Raw genomic sequence first — 20,150 nt, forward strand, 5'->3', positions numbered from 1 at the left:
TACATTCCTATCAATAGACATTATTCTTAGTATAGCATTTTTTTGAGCTTGTCTGAATATAGATGAATTATTAGGGAGATTACGTGCAGGATCGGGGTGGGGAAAATGAACTGGTATAACATGACAAAAGCGGAAGTGAAAGAGGAATTAGAGACAAGCGATGAAGGGATTAGCTCAAAAGAAGCGGTGCAAAGAAGAAAGACATTTGGATTAAATCAGCTCGATGAAGTAGAAAGGCCATCAATGATTTTAATCTTCTTAGCCCAATTTAAAGATTTTATGGTCGTTGTGCTTCTTGCAGCTACGTTGATTTCCGGTTTACTTGGAGAGTATCTCGATGCCATTGCTATTATCCTAATCATTTTAATGAATGGGATACTCGGCTTTGTTCAAGAGCGAAAGGCAGAGAAGTCTCTCCAAGCATTAAAACAGTTGTCATCTCCAAAGATGAGGGTCCTTCGTGATGGAGAATGGACAACAATTCAAGCTTCAGAAGTTGTTATCGGAGATATGGTACGAATGGAAAGTGGAGATCGAATTGGAGCAGATGTGCGATTCTTTTCTTGTCAGGGCTTGCTTATTGAAGAATCCGCCTTGACGGGGGAGTCATTGCCAGTGAACAAGCATCCAGAGCCGATCCCGGATGAACATCCAGGGCTAGGGGATCAGCACAATATGGGATTCATGGGCACGCTCGTTACAAAGGGAAAAGGGATTGGCATTGTAACAGCAACAGGAATGAAGACCGAAATGGGAAAGATCGCTCACTTAATTCAATCAGCGGATACGATGGAAACGCCTCTTCAACATCGACTCGAACAGCTGGGTAAAATTTTAATCGCAGCAGCGCTTATGCTTACAGCGTTAGTCGTGGTCCTTGGGATCATTCAAGGACGCGATGTGTATAGCATGTTTTTAGCTGGTGTATCGCTTGCTGTGGCAGCAATTCCTGAGGGATTGCCAGCGATTGTGACCATTGCGCTTGCGATCGGCATGCAGAGAATGAGTAAACGGAAAGCGATTGTTCGTAAACTACCGTCTGTTGAAACACTTGGATGTGCGACAGTCATTTGTTCTGATAAGACAGGAACACTTACACAAAATAAAATGATGGTTACAAAACTGTGGGCTGGAGGGGAAACGTGGGATGTGACCGGATCGGGTTATTCTCCTTACGGTGACTTTTTTAAAGGAAATACGCGTGTTTACTCAGATGATGAGCGGTCTTTAAAGCAACTTCTGACGTTTGGTCTTCTCTGTAGTAATGCAAGAGTGATAGAGAAAAAGGGTGAATATGTACTTGATGGAGACCCAACTGAAGGAGCGCTTGTTGCTGCTGCGATGAAGGCTGGGTTAACAGAGGATGTAAGAGAAGAAGAGTTTACCATCATTCAAGAGTTTCCATTTGATTCTAATCGGAAAATGATGAGTATGATTGTGGAAGATTCTTCTGGTAAACGCTATGTTATTGCCAAAGGGGCACCAGATATTGTTTTAAAGCAATGTGAATCAGTTCTATGGAGTGAGAAGAAAGCGCCATTACGCAAAAGCTATGAGAAACAAATTCAAGAGCAGCTTGATACGTTTGGTAGTTTAGCTCTAAGAACGATTGCAGTTGCTTTTAAACCGATACAAAATGAAGAGAATATGCTACATAGCGTTCAGGCTGAATCTCGTTTAACATTTGTCGGTTTAGAAGGTATGATTGATCCTCCACGGGAAGAAGTAAAGCAAGCTGTTGCAGATTGTAAAACAGCAGGCATCAAAACGATCATGATCACAGGGGACCATGTGACAACCGCAAAAGCGATTGCTCTTAACCTGGGGATTCTACCAGAGCGTGGCAAAGTAATGGAAGGAAGTAAGCTATCGACATTGACAGTAGAAGAACTCGAAAATCAAGTTGAAGACATCTATGTTTTTGCTCGTGTGTCGCCTGAACATAAATTAAAGATTGTAAAAGCCCTCCAAAATAAAGGGCATGTTGTCGCAATGACAGGGGATGGAGTAAATGATGCTCCGGCTATTAAGGCATCTAATATCGGCATTGCAATGGGACAAACAGGAACGGATGTTGCAAAAGAATCGTCATCGCTCATTTTAAGTGATGATAATTTTGCTACGATACGAGACGCAGTTGAAGAAGGAAGAAACATATACGAGAATATTAGAAAATTCATTCGCTATTTATTAGCATCTAATGTAGGCGAAATTCTCGTCATGCTATTTGCTATCTTGCTCATGCTGCCGCTTCCTCTCGTACCCATTCAAATACTATGGGTGAACCTCGTCACAGACGGGTTGCCAGCAATGGCTCTTGGACTTGATCCTGCAGAGGGTAACGTCATGAAGCGAGACCCACGCAAGCCGAAAGAAGGCGTATTTGCAAGGGGGTTAGGTTGGAAAATCATTTCTAGAGGGATTATGATCGGAGCATGTACATTAGCAGCGTTTATGATCTGTTACAATGAAAATCCAAATGACCTCGTTCAAGCGCAAACTGTAGCTTTTTCAACGCTCGTTCTTGCGCAATTAATCCATGTTTTTGACTGTCGAAGCGAACGGTCGATTTTTCACCGAAATCCATTTGAGAATAAAGCGTTGGTTCTTGCTGTCCTATCTTCCGTTGGCTTGCTTCTGGCAGTAATCTACTATGAACCATTACAACCGATTTTCCATACAACTTATTTATCAATGAGAGAATGGATGTTAATATTAGTCTTCTCAAGCATTCCAACATTTCTTCTGGCTGGAACAACACTCTTTAGAAGAAAACATAGCAGAGGGTAGCCCCCTCTGTTTTTCTGTTGTAGCACGTATAGTCGAGAGAGATATCCCTTTGTTTCGGTTTGATGAAGTGGTACAATTGGTTAGAATAGCTAATGGATGTGATAATATGGTTAAGAGCATGACCGGGTTTGGCAGAGCGTCAAATGTATATGAGGGTGTTCAAGTAACAATCGAAATGAAGTCTGTGAATCACCGCTACTTTGATGGAACATTTCGCATGCCAAAAGCAGTCTTTCATCTAGAGGGTAGGATGAAGCAGGCGATTCAGAGCTATGTCAGTCGTGGCAAAATCGAACTTTATTTAACCATCGATGGAGCTGATTTCCAATCATCTAATGTTCAAGTAGATTGGCACTTGCTAGATCAATACATAACGATTTTGAAACAAGCTACAGAACGCTATCATTTGAAAGAAGATTTGTCAGCTTCTACCATGATGAATCTGAATGTTTTTCAAGTGAATGAAAAGGAGCATAACATCGATCAGCTTGAGGAATCGATTTTTTATACGCTAAATCAAGCTATTCATAAGCTCGTTGAGATGCGTCAGATCGAAGGAAAGGCACTTGATCAAGATATACGCCAAAAACTTGCGAACATGAATGATCAAATGACTTCTATTTCACACCTTTCTCATGAAGTAACAACAGTTTTTAAGAACAGGATCCGCACAAAGCTTGAAAGTTTTAAAGAATTAGATGAAGTGGATGAAGCCCGGATATTATCTGAAGTAGCTTTTCTTGCAGATAAAGCGAGTATAGATGAAGAAATCATCAGGCTCCGTAGTCATCTGGCCCAATTCCATGATATTCTTAGTAGTGATGGTGTCGTTGGAAGGAAACTTGATTTCTTAGTACAGGAAATCAATAGGGAGCTGAATACGATCGGTTCCAAGTCTCAACACCATAAGATCAGCCAGCATATTGTTGATCTTAAGAGCGAAGTGGAAAAGGTTCGTGAACAGGTTCAAAATATTGAATAGCCTGAACGCTTTGTTTAAAATCACCTTACTGGTGTAAAAATAGAATCGTGATTCCTGGGAGGAACGACCATGAGTATTAAATTAATCAATATCGGATTCGGAAACATTGTGAATGCGAATCGAATTGTCTCAATTGTTAGTCCAGAATCGGCACCAATCAAACGAATCATTACTGTTGCAAGGGACCGCAATATGCTTGTGGATGCAACATACGGACGAAGAACACGAGCTGTTATTATCTCTGATAGCGACCATGTTATTCTTTCGGCAGTCCAGCCTGAAACAGTAGCTCAGCGTCTAGTAAACAAAGACGAGCTTTCAGACGAGTAGCATCAATTAAGTGGAGGTAAGTATGGAAAAAGAACGTGGATTGTTAATTGTTCTATCAGGCCCATCTGGTGTCGGAAAAGGAACAGTCAGAAAAGCATTCATGCAAAATGCGGCTGAAGTACAGTATTCGATTTCTGTTACAACCCGTAAACCGCGTGAAGGTGAAGTGAACGGCGTCGATTATTTCTTTAAATCTCATGAAGAATTTGAAGAGATGATCGAAAATAATAAGCTACTCGAATATGCCCATTACGTTGGCAATTATTACGGTACGCCTGTTGACTATGTGGAAGAGACATTGCAGTCAGGTAGAGATGTGCTACTTGAAATTGAAGTTCAGGGAGCAAAGCAAGTACGAAAGCATTTTCCTGAAGGAGCTTTCATTTTCTTAATGCCTCCTAGTTTGACAGAACTTAGAAATCGCATCGTAAACCGCGGTACGGAATCAAATGATTTAATTGATAACCGTATGGGCGTAGCGAAAGAGGAAATCGAATTGATTGATGAATACGATTATATCGTTGAAAATGATCAAGTTGAATTAGCTTGCGAGCGAATTCGTGCTATTATTACAGCAGAGCACCTTAGACGTGATCGTCTTGCACATAAATATAAGAATGTAACGGAGGTTTAATTATGATTTTATACCCATCGATTGACTCACTAATGGATCGCATTGATTCAAAGTACACACTTGCAACACTTTCAGCTAAGCGTGCACGCACGATTCAACAAACTGGTAATGTTTATGTTGATCGTCCAAAGTCCGTTAAGGCTGTTGGCAAAGCGCTTGAAGAAGTGCTTGATGGCAAACTACTTGCTGATGGAATGATAGAAGACTGATTAAGAAGTAACAACCTATGAGAATAGGTTGTTATTTTTTTCTTGATTCTATAGAGAGAATTCCATTACGATCGCTATAATTATCAAGGTTGCGATATTTATATTATGTTAACTAATAAGATGGAAGGTGAATCTGGTGAGTTTCAAAGGGAAGAAAATTTTGCTTTGTGTGAGCGGTGGAATTGCGGTGTTTAAAGCAGCGGCACTTACGAGCAAGCTGTATCAAACAGGCGCAGAAGTAAAAGTGTTAATGACAGATTCAGCGACTGAATTCGTAACGCCGTTAACATTCCAAACGTTATCACGAAATGATGTGTATCGAGATACGTTCGAAGAAAAAGATCCAGCTTCAGTTGCTCATATTGATCTGGCAGATTGGGCCGATCTCGTCTTGATTGCCCCTGCAACAGCGAACATGATTGGTAAGCTAGCTAATGGAATTGCAGATGACATGATGTCCACCACATTACTTGCTACAGAGGCACCTATCTTTGTAGCCCCTGCCATGAACGTTCATATGTACGATCATCCAGCGGTGAAAAAGAATATGGATGTACTTCGCTCCTTCAACTGTCATTTTCTTGAGCCAGGAGAAGGTTTACTCGCGTGCGGTTACGTTGGCAAAGGTCGGATGGCGGAACCAGAAGACATTCTCTCAACGCTCGAAACATATTTTCAAGAGGATGTAGGGGACTTGTCTGGAAAGAAAGTTATCGTTACAGCAGGCCCAACTCGTGAAGCGGTTGACCCCGTTCGTTACTTTACAAATTATTCATCCGGGAAAATGGGCTTTGCTCTAGCCGAGCAGGCCGCGAAACGTGGCGCAGATGTCACGCTTGTAGCAGGTCCTGTTACGTTAACGACTCCTGAACGAGTTGAACGTATAGATGTGATAACAGCTGAAGAAATGTACCAATCTGTCCTGTCAGCTTCTGCGGATGCTAATGTGATCATTAAGGCAGCTGCAGTTGCTGATTACCGTCCTTCTATGGTCTCTACTGAGAAAATGAAGAAGTCAGATGATGATATGGTCATTGAAATGGAGCGAACAAAAGATATTTTATGGACCCTTGGACAGCAGAAAAAGGATCAAATACTCGTCGGCTTTGCTGCTGAGTCAGAGCGGTTAGATGAATATGCTCTAAAGAAGCTAGAAAAGAAAAACCTTGATCTTATCTGCGCGAATAACATTAAAGCGGTGGGAGCAGGTTTTGACAAAGATACAAACGTGATGACGCTCCTTAGAAAAGATGGTGAGCGAGTAGATCTTCCATTACAGTCAAAACATGAAGCGGCAAATCGTATATTGGATGAAGTGATACGTCTGGACGTGACACATTCATGATCGCTAAAGTTATCGTTGACGTACCAGCAAATCAAACTGATCGCATGTTTGATTATGCTATTCCTGAAGAATGGGAGGAAATGATCGAGCCTGGAATGAGGGTTGTCGTTCCTTTTGGACCAAGAAAAATTCAGGGGTTCGTTATCTCTGTCGTAAGTGAATCAGAACATGCAAAATTGAAGGAAATAAGTGAAGTGAAAGATGTTACACCAGTGTTGACAAAAGAATTACTTGATCTTGGATTCTGGCTAACTGAAAAAGCACTTTGCTATGCCGTATCGGCTCTTCAAGTTATGTTACCTGCAGCGATGAAAGCGAATGTAACGAAATCAGTTGTGCTCGGAAGCCGTTCGAATGAAGCGGCACCATGGCATCGTATGCTCACTTCTTCAAACGTTGTGAAGTGGGAAGACTTTCTTTCCCACTTTAGCCATAAGGAGTTAAATCGAGCTATCAAAAATGATGAGCTCGAAGTACGATATGATGTGAAAGAGAAAACGGCACCGAAAACAATCCTTTCTGTTTCCGCGGCTCTTAGTGAGGCTCAACTTCAAAGCGAAAAAGAACAAATGGGTAACCGTGCGTTGAAACAGCAGGAAATTATTCAGCACTTTATTCAATATGAAGGCGCGGTTTCTTATAAAGAGCTCATGGATATGCTCGATACTACCCGGTCTACAATCAAATCGCTTGTATCAAAAGGGATATTAAAGGAAGAAGAAGTGGAGCTTTATCGTGATCCTTATAAGGGTCGAGAGTTTACACCTTCAACTGCTCTGGAGCTAACTGATCTCCAAGAACAAGCGATTACGCCAATTCTTCATAGCATTGAAAATCGTCATCACGAGACGTTTCTCATTCATGGCGTAACAGGGAGCGGGAAAACAGAGATCTATTTGCAATCGATTCATCGTGTGCTCGAACAAGGTAAAGAGGCAATTGTCCTCGTCCCTGAAATCTCATTAACACCACAAATGGTGACCAGATTCAAAAGTCGATTCGGTTCAGAAGTCGCTGTTTTACATAGCGGTCTTTCTCGAGGAGAAAAGTACGATGAATGGCGTAAGATTCATCGGAAAGAAGTGAAAGTAGTTGTTGGAGCACGTTCGGCGGTTTTTGCGCCTTTTACGAATCTTGGCATCATTATTATTGATGAGGAGCATGAGAGTAGCTACAAACAGGAAGAAAACCCAAGGTATCATGCGAGAGATGTAGCTATTAAGCGCGGAGACCACTACGCGTGTCCCGTCGTACTAGGCAGTGCTACACCGTCACTCGAATCTTATGCAAGAGCGTCCAAAGGTGTCTATACTCTCCTTGAATTATTAGAAAGGGTAAACAAGCAGGCAATGCCTGCTGTGTCTATTGTCGATATGAGAGAAGAATTGCGAGCCGGCAACAGGTCGATGTTTTCGAATGATCTTTATGACAAATTGAAAGACCGCCTGGAAAAAAAGGAGCAAACGGTTCTCTTTTTAAATCGAAGAGGATATTCAACATTCATCATGTGTCGGGACTGTGGGTATGTGGCGGAATGTCCTCATTGCGATATTAGCTTAACGTATCACAAAATCAATGGAACAATGCGATGCCACTATTGTGGCCATGAAGAACCCTTTCCAAGCCGCTGTCCTGAATGTGAAAGCGAGCATATTCGCTTCTTTGGGACAGGCACTCAGCGAGTGGAAGAAGAACTAACGAAAATTCTTCCGGAAGCTCGGGTAGTTAGAATGGACGTTGATACGACAAGGAGAAAAGGAGCGCATGAGAAGCTCCTGAACCAATTTGGAGAAGGAAAAGCCGATATTCTACTTGGTACTCAAATGATCGCAAAAGGTCTTGATTTTCCGAACGTAACGCTCGTTGGTGTTTTAGCGGGTGATGCAATGCTCCATCTACCTGATTTTCGTGCTTCTGAGAAAACGTTCCAACTTCTCACGCAAGTTAGTGGTCGTGCCGGGCGTCACTTGCTTCCGGGAGAGGTAATCGTTCAATCATACACGCCCGAACATTACAGTATTGAAATGGCAGCTGATCATGACTACCAGTCGTTTTATAAGCGTGAGATGCTAACAAGAAAACAATTTGGCTATCCGCCGTTTTACTTTCTTGCCATGGTGAACGTCTCACACGAAGAGCTAACGAAAACGGTTGATGTGACTGAGAAAATTGCGGGCTATTTAAAGGATCATTTATCCAAAGCTAGTGTGGTTCTCGGTCCTGTTGCTTCACCTATCCCGCGGATCAAAGATAGATATCGTTATCAATGCATGATAAAATACAAAACTGAACCGAACTTACATCATCATTTAAAAGAAATCCAAAAGCACTTTTCGAAGGAAATTAGCCGCGGAGGACTGCAGCTGTCCATTGATACCCAGCCTTATATGATGATGTAGAATGTGAAAGGGAGTATATGAGTGGCTATTAGAGATATTGTATTGCACCCGAATGAGGTGCTTGAAGTGGAATGCGCGCCTGTCGAGCATTTCGATAAAGAATTGCATCAGTTGCTTGATGATATGTTTGAGACAATGTATCAAGCAGATGGAGTGGGTCTAGCTGCTCCGCAAATTGGCATTAAACAGCAAGTCGCAGTTGTTGATACGAGAGAAGAAGAAGCATTAGAATTAATCAATCCTAAGGTCGTGAAGGCTTCTGGTAAAGAGGTGGATCTTGAAGGTTGTTTAAGTTTTCCTGGACTGTTTGGAGAAGTAGAACGCCCGTATACGATCACACTAAAAGCCCAAAATCGTTTTGGACGTGAATTCAAACTGAAAGCAGAGGGGTTCTTTGCGAGAGCGATTCAGCATGAAATCGACCATCTTCATGGCGTGCTCTTTACTGAGAAAGTTATTCGGTATGTCGATCCTGAACAGGAAGGAGAGAGTGAGTAACGATGACGAAAATTGTATTTATGGGTACACCGGATTTTTCAGTTCCTGTCCTTGATATGCTTGTAGAGGAAGGTTATAGCATTGTTGGCGTAGTGACACAACCAGATCGTCCAAAAGGCAGAAAAAGAGTGCTTACACCTCCTCCTGTTAAGGTGGCTGCAGAAAAGCATGGACTTCCGGTGTTACAACCTGAGAAAGTGAAAGACCCTGCACAGCTTCAGCCTATTCTAGAATTAGAACCTGATTTGATTGTAACGGCTGCATTTGGACAAATTCTACCAAAACAGCTGCTTGATGCTCCGAAGTACGGTTGTATTAATGTTCATGCGTCATTGCTACCTGAGCTTCGCGGAGGCGCACCGATTCATTACTCCATCCTTCAGGGGAAAAAAGAAACAGGCATTACGATCATGTATATGGTTGAGAAATTGGACGCAGGCGATATCCTAACACAGTCCGTTGTCCCTATTGAAGAACGTGACAATACTGGAACACTTCATGATAAATTAAGTGCTTCAGGCTCTGAGCTTTTGAAAGAAACGTTGCCACAGCTTCTAAACGGTGAATTAACTCCTGTAAAGCAAAACGATGAAGAGGCTACTTTTGCCCCTAACATTAAACGAGAGCAGGAGAAGATCGACTGGACGAAGACTGGTGAAGAAATTTATAACCAGGTACGTGGATTGCATCCATGGCCAGTCGCGTTTACAGAGTATGATGGAAAAGTGATGAAGATTTGGTGGGCTGAGAAAGTAGAGAGTGCTGAGAAGGCAGATCCAGGTTCTGTTTTATATACGGATGCAGATGGTCCGGTCGTAGCAACAGGCAACTCAACAGCAATCAAGTTAACGGAGATTCAACCATCAGGCAAAAAACGTATGACATCCGCACAGTATTTACAAGCAAGAACATTCGAGAAAAATGAGAGATTTGGTGAATAGTATGACAAATGTAAGAGAAGCAGCACTTGATGTAATTGAAAAGATTAACAAAAACCAGGCATACAGCAATTTATTGCTGAATGAAACGATTAAGAAGCATAAGCTAAGCCGGAAAGATACAGGCTTATTAACAGAAATCGTATACGGTACGATCCAGCGAAAGAATACACTGGATTTCTACTTAGATGATTTTCTAACAAATCGTAAGAGAATCCAGACGTGGGTCATTTCTCTCTTGCAACTTTCTCTTTATCAAATGGTTTATCTTGATCGTGTACCAGATCGCGCCATCATCCATGAGGCAGTTGAAATAGCAAAAAAACGTGGACACAAAGGTATTAGTGGAATGGTGAATGGGGTACTTCGCAATACCCAAAGAAAAGGACTGAAGAATCCTGAAGATATTGAAGATGTTGCGGAACGCATTTCCATTGCGAAAAGTCATCCGCTATGGCTCGTCAAACGCTGGATTGATCAGCTTGGTGTTGAATCGACAGAGGCGATGTGTGAAGAAAATCTCCTTTCTCCATATGTGACAGCGCGTGTGAATATGGTACGAACTTCTGTTGATCAAGTTATCGAAGACTTGAAAAAAGAGGGTGTGGAAGCTGTAGAAGGTAGTCTTTCAGTAGATGCCATCAAGGTGATCCAGGGGAAAGTGCTTGATACTGAAGTGTATAAGCGCGGTGATTTAACCATTCAAGATGAAAGTTCGATGCTTGTTGCAAGAGCGCTTGGAATTGAGCCAGGTCAAAAAGTCCTCGACGCATGTGCGGCACCAGGTGGTAAATCTACTCATATTGCAGAAAGATTAAATGGATCAGGACATGTGAATTCGCTTGATTTGCATCCTCATAAAGTTAAATTAATTAAAAAACAGGCACAGCGTCTTAATCTCCGCGCTATTGAAGCAGAAGCCCTCGACAGTAGAAACGTTGCAGATCGCTTCAAGGCAAAGTCATTTGATCGTATTCTTGTTGATGCGCCGTGCACAGGCTTCGGAGTGCTAAGAAGAAAACCAGACATTAAGTGGTCAAAGAAAGAAGATGACATTGAGCGGATTACAAGTGTTCAGAAAGGCATCCTTGCCTCTCAAGCTTCTCTTTTAAAACCAGGTGGAAAATTGGTTTACAGTACGTGTACAATAGAAAGTGTAGAAAACCAGGAAGTGGTAAAACAGTTCCTTGAAGAGCATCCTGATTTTTCACTAGATGAATCATTCTCAAACCGCTTACCAGAAAAAGTAAGAACATATTGTGAAGATGGACAGCTACAGCTACTACCACAGTATTTTGGTACGGATGGATTTTATATCGCGTGTTTAGTTAAAAAATAATGCTGAGTGCTGGTGAATCGTCTTGTAATAGGCGATTCTTCCCGCATTCTTGTGATAAGAGGAGACGGGGTAATCACATGCAAGCAATAGCATTAACTGATCAAGGACAAGTAAGGGCATACAATGAAGATAGCACGAAGGTTGTGCACAATAGTCTAAATGAGTATCTTGTAATTGTTGCAGATGGGATGGGCGGTCATCAGGCAGGTGACGTTGCCAGTGCTCTAGCAGTTGAATCGATGGAGATGAGTTGGGAAGAAGAGAAAGCTGGATTTCGCCCGGGAAGAGCGGAAGCATGGCTATTACATACCATTCGTAAAGCGAATGAAACAATCCTAGCTTTTTCTAAAGAAAAACCTGAATATTCCGGAATGGGAACGACTCTTGTAGCAGCTGTGTGTACGAATGAGTTTATTACAATTGGTCATGTAGGCGATAGCCGCGCATATTTATTCGGCGATCGTGTTCTTGATCAAAAAACAAGTGATCATTCACTTGTGAATGAACTCGTAAAAAGTGGTCAGCTCTCAGAAGAAGAAGCAGAAGATCATCCTCGTAAAAATGTACTATTACGTGCGATTGGAACAGATGAAAACGTTAAGGTAGATGTGCATACCTTTGAATGGGATGAGAATCAATCAGCCCTTTTTTGCTCAGATGGTTTAACGAACAAAGTTTCTGATCGTGAATTAGAGGAAGTTATGAACTCTGACCGATCTCTTCATGAGAAGGGAACAGAACTCATTCGCTTAGCAAATGAAGCAGGCGGAGAAGATAATATCACAGTTGCGATTATTGAGAATTCCTCTAATTCTGGAAGTGAAGGCTCATGCTAGGAAAGCACATAAATGGACGTTACAAACTGCTTGAAGTCATTGGTGACGGCGGAATGGCAATCGTCTATCGAGCTTTAGATTTAATTTTGGATCGTACAGTTGCTGTCAAGCTGCTTCGGCCCGAATTTTCTCAAGATGATGATTTTATAAAGCGATTTCGAAGAGAAGCAGAATCTGCAACGAGTCTAGCTCATCCTAATATCGTTTCCATCTATGATGTAGGGGAGGAAGAAGACTTCTACTATATCGTCATGGAATATGTACCGGGAACAACGCTTAAGCAAAAAATTCGCAACCGTGGAGCACTGCCGATTGAGGAAGCCATTGATATTATGAAGCAAATGACGTCCGCAATTGAGCATGCACATGAGAATCACATCATCCATCGAGATATCAAACCTCATAATATTCTAATAAACGACTACGGAGAAGCAAAAGTAACGGATTTTGGAATTGCGATGGCCGTGACATCTGCAACAATCACGCATACTAACTCCGTTCTTGGTTCTGTGCATTACTTCTCACCTGAGCAGGCGCGTGGCGCTGTAGCAAATGAACGGTCAGATATTTATTCTCTTGGTGTCGTTCTTTATGAAATGGTCACGGGTGTTCTTCCCTTTTCGGGTGATTCCCCCGTATCTGTTGCCCTAAAGCACTTACAAGATCGTTTTCCTAAACCAAGCCTAATTAACACTTCTCTTCCGAAAAACGTGGAACATATTATTATGAAAGCTATGGCAAAAGATCCTGTTCAACGCTACCAAAACGCTGAAGAGCTTTATGAAGCGCTTGAGATGTCGCTAAGTCCAACTAAAATTTACGATAAAGCACCTGAGCAGGATGATGCAGATGCTACAAAAGTGTTGGCACCAGTTACTCCTGGCCGCCTTGGTGACAAAATGCAGGAGACAAGGCCTCAAGAACCTGTACAAAAGACAGAGTCTGATGATCCGCCACCTAAAAAGAAGAAGAAGGCCGGTAAGATTGCTGTTATTGTTTTAGTGATTCTCCTCCTCTTAGGTGGTGCAGCCGCGCTTGCATTTACTTTTATCCCTGATCTCTTCTCAGTAAGTGATGTGGAAGTTCCTGACGTATCTGGAATGACTTATGAAGAAGCAAGATCTGCCCTAATCGAACAAAAGCTGGATGTAAAAAAAGAAGAGCAATTTAGCGAAGACGTAGAGGAAGACGATGTTATTAAACAGGATCCTACATCAGGTACGATGGTGAAGGAAGATAGCGCCGTTACTTTATATGTCAGTGAAGGTGCTGAAAAAACAGAGCTTGATGATTTTATCGGTAGATCAAAAGATGAGGTTGAACCGTTATTGAAAGAGCAAGGCTTTAAAGGTGTGAAGTATGAAGGTGAATACCGAGATGACCCTGAAGGTGAGATCTATGATCAAAATCCTGAGGCTGGGAAGCTGGTGTTACCAACAGAAGATCGAATTATCATATGGTATAGTTTAGGGCCCGAACCATTTCCATTAGAGGATTTAAAGGAAAAGACAAAAGCAGAAGTGGAAAGCTATGCAGATGATAAAAAGCTAAATCTCTCTTATAATGACCCTGAATTTAGTGAACTTGTTGAAGAAGGTAAAGTCGTCTCTCATTCACCAGGCACTGCTGCGGAAGTGAAAGCTGGAGATGAGATTACAATTACTTTATCAAAAGGTCCAGAACCAGAACCTGAGCCAGAACCCGAACCAGAACCCGAGCCTGATCCAGAACCGGAACCAGAGCCAGAGCCGGAGCCGGAACCGGAACCTTCGCCGGAAGATGAGGCAATCGTTGTTCCAAATTCGTTTAAAATCGATGTGAAAAAGGGAGAAGAGCATTTAATTGAGATTCTCTACAAGGATTCAACGACAGAAGGAGAAGAAATCTCTGAAACGATCACAGAAACGAAAGAGATTAAGTTTGATTTAACCATTTACCCCGGTGAGGAAGCATCATATAAAACATATGTCGATGGGAAAGAAAAAAAGGGAAATTCAAAGACCATTACGTATGACGAAGCGAAACAAAAATATGGAAAAAATGAGTAAGGAGTCCTACATGGCAGATGGAAGAATAATTAAAGCGCTTAGTGGCTTTTATTACGTGCAGGATGAAGAGAATAAGGAAATTTATCAGTGCAGAGGAAGAGGGAATTTTCGGAAGCGAAAAATCACGCCACTTGTTGGTGATTTTGTAAGGTATGAAGCCGAGAACAAAACGGATGGCTATGTATTGGAAATAAAGGAGAGAGAAAACGAATTGGTTCGACCTCCTATTGCTAATGTTGATCAGGCATTTCTTGTTTTCTCAGCAACACAACCTACGTTTAACACACAGCTTCTTGATAAATTTCTTGTGCACATTGAAGCTAGTGATATTCAGCCGATCATCTGTATTACTAAGATTGATTTGGTTGCAGAGGTGGAAGAAAGTGAGATCATGGCCTATGCTGATGATTATCGTGAGATTGGGTATGACGTCATCGTTTCTTCTGCTCAAAGCCTTTCAGGCGTTTCAGAAATCGAGCCTTATTTCCAAGAAAAGGTAACGGTGTTTGCAGGACAGTCAGGAGTAGGGAAGTCTTCCTTATTAAACGCTATTAATCCTGACCTTGAACTAGATACAAGCGATATATCGACTCACCTTGGTCGAGGAAAACATACGACGCGACATGTAGAACTTATTCCTTTCGGCTCAGGCCTTGTTGCAGATACTCCTGGATTTAGCTCATTGGATTTTAGAGGAATTGAAGCCGATGATCTTTGGCTCTACTTCCCTGAGATCAGAATGAAAAGCAGTGAGTGTAAATTTCGCGCTTGCACCCACCAATCAGAGCCGGGGTGTGCAGTAAAAGTAGCCGTCGAAAAAGAAGAAATTCAAGCGTATCGCTATGACCATTATTCTTCTTTCTTCCAGGAAATTAAGGACCAAAAACGGAGGTATTAATTATGATAAAAATCGCCCCTTCTATTTTGGCATCAGACTTTGCCAGATTAGGTGAAGAAGTAAAAGACGTAGAAGCAGCTGGTGCTGACTATATTCACGTAGATGTGATGGACGGTCATTTTGTTCCGAACATTACGATTGGTGCACCAATCGTACGAGCTCTTCGTCCAGTGACATCACTACCGCTTGATGTTCATCTTATGATAGAAAATCCTGACCAATATATCGAAGAGTTTGCTGAAGCTGGAGCGGATATTTTGACCGTTCATGCAGAGGCTTGTCCGCATCTCCACCGCACTATTCAGCTCATTAAAAGTAAAGGTGTGAAGGCGGGTGTTGTTATTAATCCTGCGACGCCTGTTGATTCCATTAAGCACGTGATTGAGGATGTAGATCTAGTCCTATTAATGACGGTCAATCCAGGCTTTGGAGGTCAAGCTTTTATTGAGAGAGTTCTTGCGAAGATTACGGAAACGAAGCAGCTAGCAGATTCTCTTGGTGTAGCTCCAGAAATCGAAGTAGACGGTGGTGTGAACGCGGAGACGGCTCGTGCATGTATTGAAGCGGGTGCCACTGTTCTCGTAGCAGGTTCAGCCATTTATAATCAATCTGATCGGAAAGCAGCCATTGATCAGATACGTCAATCATAAAACAGCGGGGCTTCTCCCGCTGTTTTTTAATAAGACTTTATACAAAAGTTTAGGTTATGGAGGAATTATGATTCATGAAGAAAGATAATCGACTTCTTTTGCTTGTAGAAATAGCTTTAATGGCTGCGGTTGGAGTGATTTTAGATTTATTATCACTCAGGCTCTGGCCAAATGGCGGCTCTGTGTCGCTAGCTATGGTACCTATTTTTCTAATTGCTTATCGAAGAGGACTTGGTGCCGGTTTAACGACAGGGCTTTTAGTTGGTATTTTACAACCTCTAATCGTGCCGCCTTTTTATGTGCATCCTATTCAATTTCTACTAGATTATCCAATTGCATTTATGGTTGTCGGTATGGCGGGGATTTTTAGTGTTAAAGTTGACGAGCCGAAACGGAAGCGAATCACAATGATCATTCTTGGCTGTTTAACCGGATCATTACTTCGACTTGTGAGTCATTTTATATCTGGTGTGATCTGGTTCGGCGAAATGGCACCAGAAGGTACCCCTGTGGCCTTATACTCCTTTCTTTATAATGCATCTTATTTGTTACCAACTGCCGCTGTATCAATTGTCGTCTTGGCTCTGCTCTCACATCAAGCACCTAAGCTGGTGCATGAGCAATGAGGAAGCCTATTTATATTGTTGCGGGAGGACCGGAAGAAGACCTTCCAACCCATCTTCTGACTGAAAGAAATGTAAGGTGGATTGGGGTCGACCGAGGCGTCTATACGCTTCTGAAAAATAACATTATTCCTGAACATGGATTTGGGGATTTTGACTCGGTAACCAATGAAGAAAGAGAATGGATGGAGTCACACGATTTAGCGTTTACCGTCTATCCTTCTGAAAAGGACCACACAGATTTAGAAATCGCTCTTGATTGGGCCATCGATGAAGGTCCTGAAGAGGTTACAATGTTTGGGGTAACAGGTGGCAGGCTTGATCATAGCTGGATGAACGTTCAGATGTTAATTAAGGGCGTGAAGTCAGACGTGAAGCTTGCCATTGAGGATAAATTAAATCGAATGGAAATGAAAGAGCCAGGCACATATACTGTCCAAAAGGATCATCGTTTTCCCTATATGTCTTTTCTCTCCTTTACTCCTGAAGTCAAAGGCTTAACGCTAATTGGATATCGTTATCCCCTTACGAATAGACATATTTCATGGGGGTCAAGTTTATGTATTAGCAATGAACTGATCGAGGAAAATGGGTCTTATTCATTTAATCAGGGCATACTATTGGTGGTAAGAAGTTCGGACGCCGAGCAGGTTTAGGTACTATTTTAATTTCGGCGAATATAATAGTAATGCATCTTATATTCTCATATTGTTCATCCTGGGGTCCATCTTTGACTTTCTGAGGAGGGGGAAATATGAAGTTCTATACGATTAAATTACCAAAGTTTCTCGGTGGTTTTGTGAGAGCAGTGCTAGGGTCTTTCAAAAAAAATGAATAGTTTAGAAACAAAAAAAAGCACCCGTTTGGGTGCTTTTTTGCATGTTACTATGCGCGTTCGATTTTGCCTGATTTAAGAGCACGAGCAGATACATAAACTTTCTTAGGTTTACCATCTACCATGATGCGTACCTTTTGAAGGTTAGCACCAAATTTACGTTTAGTTGTATTCAACGCGTGAGAACGTTTGTTACCAAACGAAGTTTTGCGTCCAGTGATTGCACATTTAGCCATTGTTTCTACCTCCTTACTGTCCTACATTGCACAAGAAGTGCAGGATAAATCCTCCACTATAGTATCATGTAGGTGTAGTGAATGCAAGATGTTTAACACGTCTTATCAAGAAAAAAACTTAACAGTAAAAGCTTATCATATTAGAGGTTTTATACGATGAACTTTTATTATGACTAATAGTGTAGTAAAATAACGGTAGCTGTGCATAGGATTTATTTTATTTATTATTTTGGCTATGTAAGCTTATAGTGTTGAATTCTCGATTTTGGCTCATTTGCGTGAAACACTCATTTTACTCATCGTTCAGTAACTCAGCCATTATTTTATGAACAGAATCTATACGAGGATAGAAGTAGTCAAAAGATCAGTACCCAAATCGCTAAGGGAGGAAATATAATGGCAATTGAAATGAAAACCCAATACGGACAGATTGATATTTCGACGGAAGTAGTCGCTGCGATTGCAGGTGGCGCTGCGATTGATTGTTATGGTATCGTTGGAATGGCTTCACAAAAGCAATTGAAAGATGGTATTACAGAACTATTGGGAAAAGATAACTTTAGCAGAGGGATTGTCGTTCGCAAAGAAGAAGACGACGACCTTAACATTGACATGTATATTATCGTGAGCTATGGTACTAAAATTTCTGAAGTAGCCCACAATGTGCAAACAAAAGTGAAATATCAACTTGATCAAATGCTTGGGCTATCAATTGATTCAGTAAACATATACGTCCAAGGGGTTAGAGTAACGAACCCTTAAACGGAGTTAGGAGGAAAAGTCTGTGACGATTCAAAAGATTGATGGGAAGCGTTTTGCGCAAATGGTCCTTGAAGGAGCAAACAACCTTTCAAAGAATGCCAAGATGGTAGATGCGCTTAATGTTTTTCCAGTGCCGGATGGAGATACTGGTACAAACATGAACTTAACAATTACGTCTGGAGCAGCTGAAGTAAGATCGAGCAGCTCAGATAAAGTAGGAGATGTCGCATCTCTTTTTGCAAGAGGATTATTAATGGGCGCACGGGGAAACTCTGGCGTAATTCTTTCTCAGCTATTTCGAGGATTTTCGAAATCGATCGAAGGAAAGTCTGAGATCACAAGTGTTGAACTAGCCGCTGCTCTTGAAAACGGGGTGGATTCTGCCTATAAAGCCGTTATGAAACCAGTGGAAGGTACAATTCTTACAGTAGCTAAAGACGCTGCTCGAAAAGCAGTGAAGTCTTCAAAGAAAATATCAGACGTGGTTGAATTAATGCAGGTAGTAGTTAAAGAGGGGAAAGAATCCCTCAATCGTACTCCTGATCTTCTTCCAGTTCTGAAAGAAGTCGGTGTCGTTGACTCAGGTGGCCAGGGACTTTTACTTATTTATGAAGGGTTTCTAGCGGTTCTAGAAGGAAAAGAAACGCCCGATTCATCCGTTGATCAAGAGAAAATGGACGAACTCGTTAGAGCTGAGCACCACAAAAGTGCGCAGGGTCATATGAAAACGGAAGACATTGAATTTGGTTACTGTACAGAGTTCATGGTTCAATTCGAAAATGAGAAGCTTGCGAAATCGCCATATGATGAGGAAGCATTCCGAAACGAACTCGATAAACATGGGGATTCGCTTTTGGTTGTATCTGACGAAGATCTCGTTAAAGTACATATGCATACAGAGTACCCGGGAAATATTATGACGTATGCACAGAATTACGGGAGCTTAATTAAAATTAAGATTGAGAATATGCGTGAGCAGCATTCTACAATCTTAAAAGAAGAACGCCCCGAGCCTGTTAAGCAGGAGAAGCCGGCTGAACGAAAAAAATACGGAATTATTACGGTTTCCATGGGAGACGGGATCGCTACTTTGTTTGAAAGCTTAGGTGCGAACTATGTGATTCCAGGTGGCCAGACGATGAACCCAAGTACTGAAGATATCATTAAAGCGATTGAAGAAGTTTATGCTGAGAATATTATTATCTTACCGAATAATAGTAATATTGTGATGACTGCACAGCAGGCAGCTTCAGTTGTAGATGAGAATGTCATCGTGATTCCTTCTAAAACAGTTCCTCAGGGTATTTCTAGTCTTCTTGGCTTCAATCCATCGGTTGATCCTGAAGCTAATGCGGAAACAATGAAAGAAAGCCTGTCAGCTGTTAAGTCAGGACAAGTTACGTTTGCGGTTAGAGATACTAAGATTGATGGTATCGATATTACGAAGGATGATTTCATGGGAATCGCAGATGGCAAAATTATTGTTTCTGAAAAGGAACGTCTTGAAGTCGCGAAGTCGCTTCTGTCTTCTATGATTACCGAAGATGATGAAATCGTTACGATCATATATGGTGAAGATACAGATCAAGAAGAAGCTGAAAGTATTGTTGCTTATATTGAAGAGCAGTTTGATGAAGTAGAAGTAGAACTTCACGAAGGTAAACAGCCGATATATAGCTATATCATGGCAGTGGAATAAATGTTTCATATTTGCAGAAAAAGAAACGTGGCTTGAGCCAGGTTTTCTTTTTCTGTAAAGAACATCTTTTGTGAGATAAAGTGTATATGGTGAAAGGTG

The 20,150-nt window shown here is 41.7% G+C and carries 20 protein-coding genes; 19 read left to right on the forward strand and 1 reads right to left on the reverse strand.

Annotation, left to right across the window (positions count from 1 at the left end; translation table 11 throughout):
* Nucleotides 1-105 precede the first annotated feature (105 nt).
* The 17 genes from AC0VYV_RS09675 to spoVM all read left to right on the forward strand — a co-directional run bounded on the left by AC0VYV_RS09675 (nt 106) and on the right by spoVM (nt 17,357).
* On the forward strand, nt 106-2,790 hold the full coding sequence (locus AC0VYV_RS09675; protein ID WP_475367262.1) for a calcium-translocating P-type ATPase, SERCA-type: 2,685 nt from the start codon (nt 106-108) through the stop codon (nt 2,788-2,790).
* A 106-nt stretch (nt 2,791-2,896) separates the two neighbouring features.
* Nucleotides 2,897-3,772 carry a YicC/YloC family endoribonuclease gene (locus AC0VYV_RS09680; RefSeq protein WP_475367263.1) on the forward strand — a complete coding sequence of 292 codons (876 nt, stop codon included), beginning with the start codon at nt 2,897-2,899 and terminating at the stop codon, nt 3,770-3,772.
* A 69-nt stretch (nt 3,773-3,841) separates the two neighbouring features.
* Entirely contained in the window at nt 3,842-4,102 is a 261-nt protein-coding gene (gene remA, locus AC0VYV_RS09685; RefSeq protein WP_159782328.1) for an extracellular matrix/biofilm regulator RemA, read from the forward strand.
* 22 nt (nt 4,103-4,124) lie between these two features.
* The gene (gmk, locus tag AC0VYV_RS09690) at nt 4,125-4,736 is read left to right on the forward strand and encodes a guanylate kinase (protein ID WP_194221376.1); all 612 of its coding nucleotides are present in this window, start codon (nt 4,125-4,127) and stop codon (nt 4,734-4,736) included.
* A 2-nt stretch (nt 4,737-4,738) separates the two neighbouring features.
* The gene (gene rpoZ, locus AC0VYV_RS09695) at nt 4,739-4,945 is read left to right on the forward strand and encodes a DNA-directed RNA polymerase subunit omega (RefSeq protein ID WP_202407214.1); all 207 of its coding nucleotides are present in this window, start codon (nt 4,739-4,741) and stop codon (nt 4,943-4,945) included.
* Between the two features lie 136 nt (nt 4,946-5,081).
* A complete protein-coding gene (coaBC, locus tag AC0VYV_RS09700; protein ID WP_475367264.1) occupies nt 5,082-6,290 on the forward strand; it encodes a bifunctional phosphopantothenoylcysteine decarboxylase/phosphopantothenate--cysteine ligase CoaBC in 1,209 nt (402 codons plus the stop codon).
* A complete protein-coding gene (priA, locus tag AC0VYV_RS09705) occupies nt 6,287-8,689 on the forward strand; it encodes a primosomal protein N' (RefSeq protein ID WP_475367265.1) in 2,403 nt (800 codons plus the stop codon). The genes coaBC and priA overlap by 4 nt, the downstream gene beginning before the upstream one ends.
* 21 nt (nt 8,690-8,710) lie before the next feature.
* A complete protein-coding gene (gene def, locus AC0VYV_RS09710) occupies nt 8,711-9,187 on the forward strand; it encodes a peptide deformylase (protein ID WP_226612799.1) in 477 nt (158 codons plus the stop codon).
* A 2-nt stretch (nt 9,188-9,189) separates the two neighbouring features.
* Nucleotides 9,190-10,128 carry a methionyl-tRNA formyltransferase gene (gene fmt, locus AC0VYV_RS09715; RefSeq protein ID WP_475367266.1) on the forward strand — a complete coding sequence of 313 codons (939 nt, stop codon included), beginning with the start codon at nt 9,190-9,192 and terminating at the stop codon, nt 10,126-10,128.
* Nucleotide 10,129: 1 nt separating this feature from the next.
* The gene (rsmB, locus tag AC0VYV_RS09720; protein WP_475367267.1) at nt 10,130-11,464 is read left to right on the forward strand and encodes a 16S rRNA (cytosine(967)-C(5))-methyltransferase RsmB; all 1,335 of its coding nucleotides are present in this window, start codon (nt 10,130-10,132) and stop codon (nt 11,462-11,464) included.
* Between the two features lie 77 nt (nt 11,465-11,541).
* A complete protein-coding gene (locus tag AC0VYV_RS09725; RefSeq protein ID WP_430242744.1) occupies nt 11,542-12,300 on the forward strand; it encodes a Stp1/IreP family PP2C-type Ser/Thr phosphatase in 759 nt (252 codons plus the stop codon).
* Entirely contained in the window at nt 12,294-14,348 is a 2,055-nt protein-coding gene (pknB, locus tag AC0VYV_RS09730) for a Stk1 family PASTA domain-containing Ser/Thr kinase (protein WP_475373715.1), read from the forward strand. Before AC0VYV_RS09725 ends, pknB begins: the two co-directional genes overlap by 7 nt.
* Nucleotides 14,349-14,358: 10 nt before the next feature.
* Nucleotides 14,359-15,246, forward strand: coding sequence for a ribosome small subunit-dependent GTPase A (gene rsgA / locus AC0VYV_RS09735; protein WP_430242739.1), 888 nt, complete (start codon nt 14,359-14,361; stop codon nt 15,244-15,246).
* A 2-nt stretch (nt 15,247-15,248) separates the two neighbouring features.
* Nucleotides 15,249-15,896 carry a ribulose-phosphate 3-epimerase gene (gene rpe, locus AC0VYV_RS09740; protein ID WP_226612806.1) on the forward strand — a complete coding sequence of 216 codons (648 nt, stop codon included), beginning with the start codon at nt 15,249-15,251 and terminating at the stop codon, nt 15,894-15,896.
* 74 nt (nt 15,897-15,970) lie between these two features.
* Nucleotides 15,971-16,522: an energy-coupled thiamine transporter ThiT gene (thiT, locus tag AC0VYV_RS09745; protein ID WP_226612808.1), complete on the forward strand. Its 552-nt coding sequence runs from the start codon at nt 15,971-15,973 to the stop codon at nt 16,520-16,522.
* Nucleotides 16,519-17,175, forward strand: coding sequence for a thiamine diphosphokinase (locus AC0VYV_RS09750; protein WP_430242733.1), 657 nt, complete (start codon nt 16,519-16,521; stop codon nt 17,173-17,175). The genes thiT and AC0VYV_RS09750 overlap by 4 nt, the downstream gene beginning before the upstream one ends.
* 98 nt (nt 17,176-17,273) lie before the next feature.
* Nucleotides 17,274-17,357, forward strand: a complete 84-nt coding sequence (gene spoVM / locus AC0VYV_RS09755; protein WP_048309835.1) for a stage V sporulation protein SpoVM — start codon at nt 17,274-17,276, stop codon at nt 17,355-17,357.
* Nucleotides 17,358-17,404: 47 nt separating this feature from the next.
* Here the strand turns inward: spoVM and rpmB are convergent, their stop codons facing one another.
* Nucleotides 17,405-17,590, reverse strand: coding sequence for a 50S ribosomal protein L28 (rpmB, locus tag AC0VYV_RS09760; RefSeq protein WP_098443343.1), 186 nt, complete (start codon nt 17,588-17,590; stop codon nt 17,405-17,407).
* A 396-nt stretch (nt 17,591-17,986) separates the two neighbouring features.
* Between rpmB and AC0VYV_RS09765 the strand changes: the two genes are divergently transcribed.
* Together AC0VYV_RS09765 and AC0VYV_RS09770 are read left to right on the forward strand one after the other, a co-directional pair.
* The gene (locus AC0VYV_RS09765) at nt 17,987-18,352 is read left to right on the forward strand and encodes an Asp23/Gls24 family envelope stress response protein (RefSeq protein WP_194221387.1); all 366 of its coding nucleotides are present in this window, start codon (nt 17,987-17,989) and stop codon (nt 18,350-18,352) included.
* A gap of 22 nt (nt 18,353-18,374) precedes the next feature.
* Nucleotides 18,375-20,051, forward strand: a complete 1,677-nt coding sequence (locus AC0VYV_RS09770) for a DAK2 domain-containing protein (protein ID WP_475367269.1) — start codon at nt 18,375-18,377, stop codon at nt 20,049-20,051.
* Nucleotides 20,052-20,150 lie beyond the last annotated feature (99 nt).

The organism is Anaerobacillus sp. QJM3NY_17 (genome assembly GCF_056173665.1).

Excerpts from the sequence above, each read along its gene's own strand:
- AC0VYV_RS09675 (WP_475367262.1), top strand. The coding sequence starts at position 106 with ATGAACTGGTATAACATGACAAAAGCGGAAGTGAAAGAGGAATTAGAG.
- AC0VYV_RS09680 (WP_475367263.1), top strand. The coding sequence starts at position 2,897 with ATGGTTAAGAGCATGACCGGGTTTGGCAGAGCGTCAAATGTATATGAG.
- remA (WP_159782328.1), top strand. The coding sequence starts at position 3,842 with ATGAGTATTAAATTAATCAATATCGGATTCGGAAACATTGTGAATGCG.
- gmk (WP_194221376.1), top strand. The coding sequence starts at position 4,125 with ATGGAAAAAGAACGTGGATTGTTAATTGTTCTATCAGGCCCATCTGGT.
- rpoZ (WP_202407214.1), top strand. The coding sequence starts at position 4,739 with ATGATTTTATACCCATCGATTGACTCACTAATGGATCGCATTGATTCA.
- priA (WP_475367265.1), top strand. The coding sequence starts at position 6,287 with ATGATCGCTAAAGTTATCGTTGACGTACCAGCAAATCAAACTGATCGC.
- fmt (WP_475367266.1), top strand. The coding sequence starts at position 9,190 with ATGACGAAAATTGTATTTATGGGTACACCGGATTTTTCAGTTCCTGTC.
- rsmB (WP_475367267.1), top strand. The coding sequence starts at position 10,130 with ATGACAAATGTAAGAGAAGCAGCACTTGATGTAATTGAAAAGATTAAC.
- AC0VYV_RS09725 (WP_430242744.1), top strand. The coding sequence starts at position 11,542 with ATGCAAGCAATAGCATTAACTGATCAAGGACAAGTAAGGGCATACAAT.
- pknB (WP_475373715.1), top strand. The coding sequence starts at position 12,294 with ATGCTAGGAAAGCACATAAATGGACGTTACAAACTGCTTGAAGTCATT.
- rsgA (WP_430242739.1), top strand. The coding sequence starts at position 14,359 with ATGGCAGATGGAAGAATAATTAAAGCGCTTAGTGGCTTTTATTACGTG.
- rpe (WP_226612806.1), top strand. The coding sequence starts at position 15,249 with ATGATAAAAATCGCCCCTTCTATTTTGGCATCAGACTTTGCCAGATTA.
- thiT (WP_226612808.1), top strand. The coding sequence starts at position 15,971 with ATGAAGAAAGATAATCGACTTCTTTTGCTTGTAGAAATAGCTTTAATG.
- AC0VYV_RS09750 (WP_430242733.1), top strand. The coding sequence starts at position 16,519 with ATGAGGAAGCCTATTTATATTGTTGCGGGAGGACCGGAAGAAGACCTT.
- spoVM (WP_048309835.1), top strand. The coding sequence starts at position 17,274 with ATGAAGTTCTATACGATTAAATTACCAAAGTTTCTCGGTGGTTTTGTG.
- rpmB (WP_098443343.1), bottom strand. The coding sequence starts at position 17,590 with ATGGCTAAATGTGCAATCACTGGACGCAAAACTTCGTTTGGTAACAAA.
- AC0VYV_RS09765 (WP_194221387.1), top strand. The coding sequence starts at position 17,987 with ATGGCAATTGAAATGAAAACCCAATACGGACAGATTGATATTTCGACG.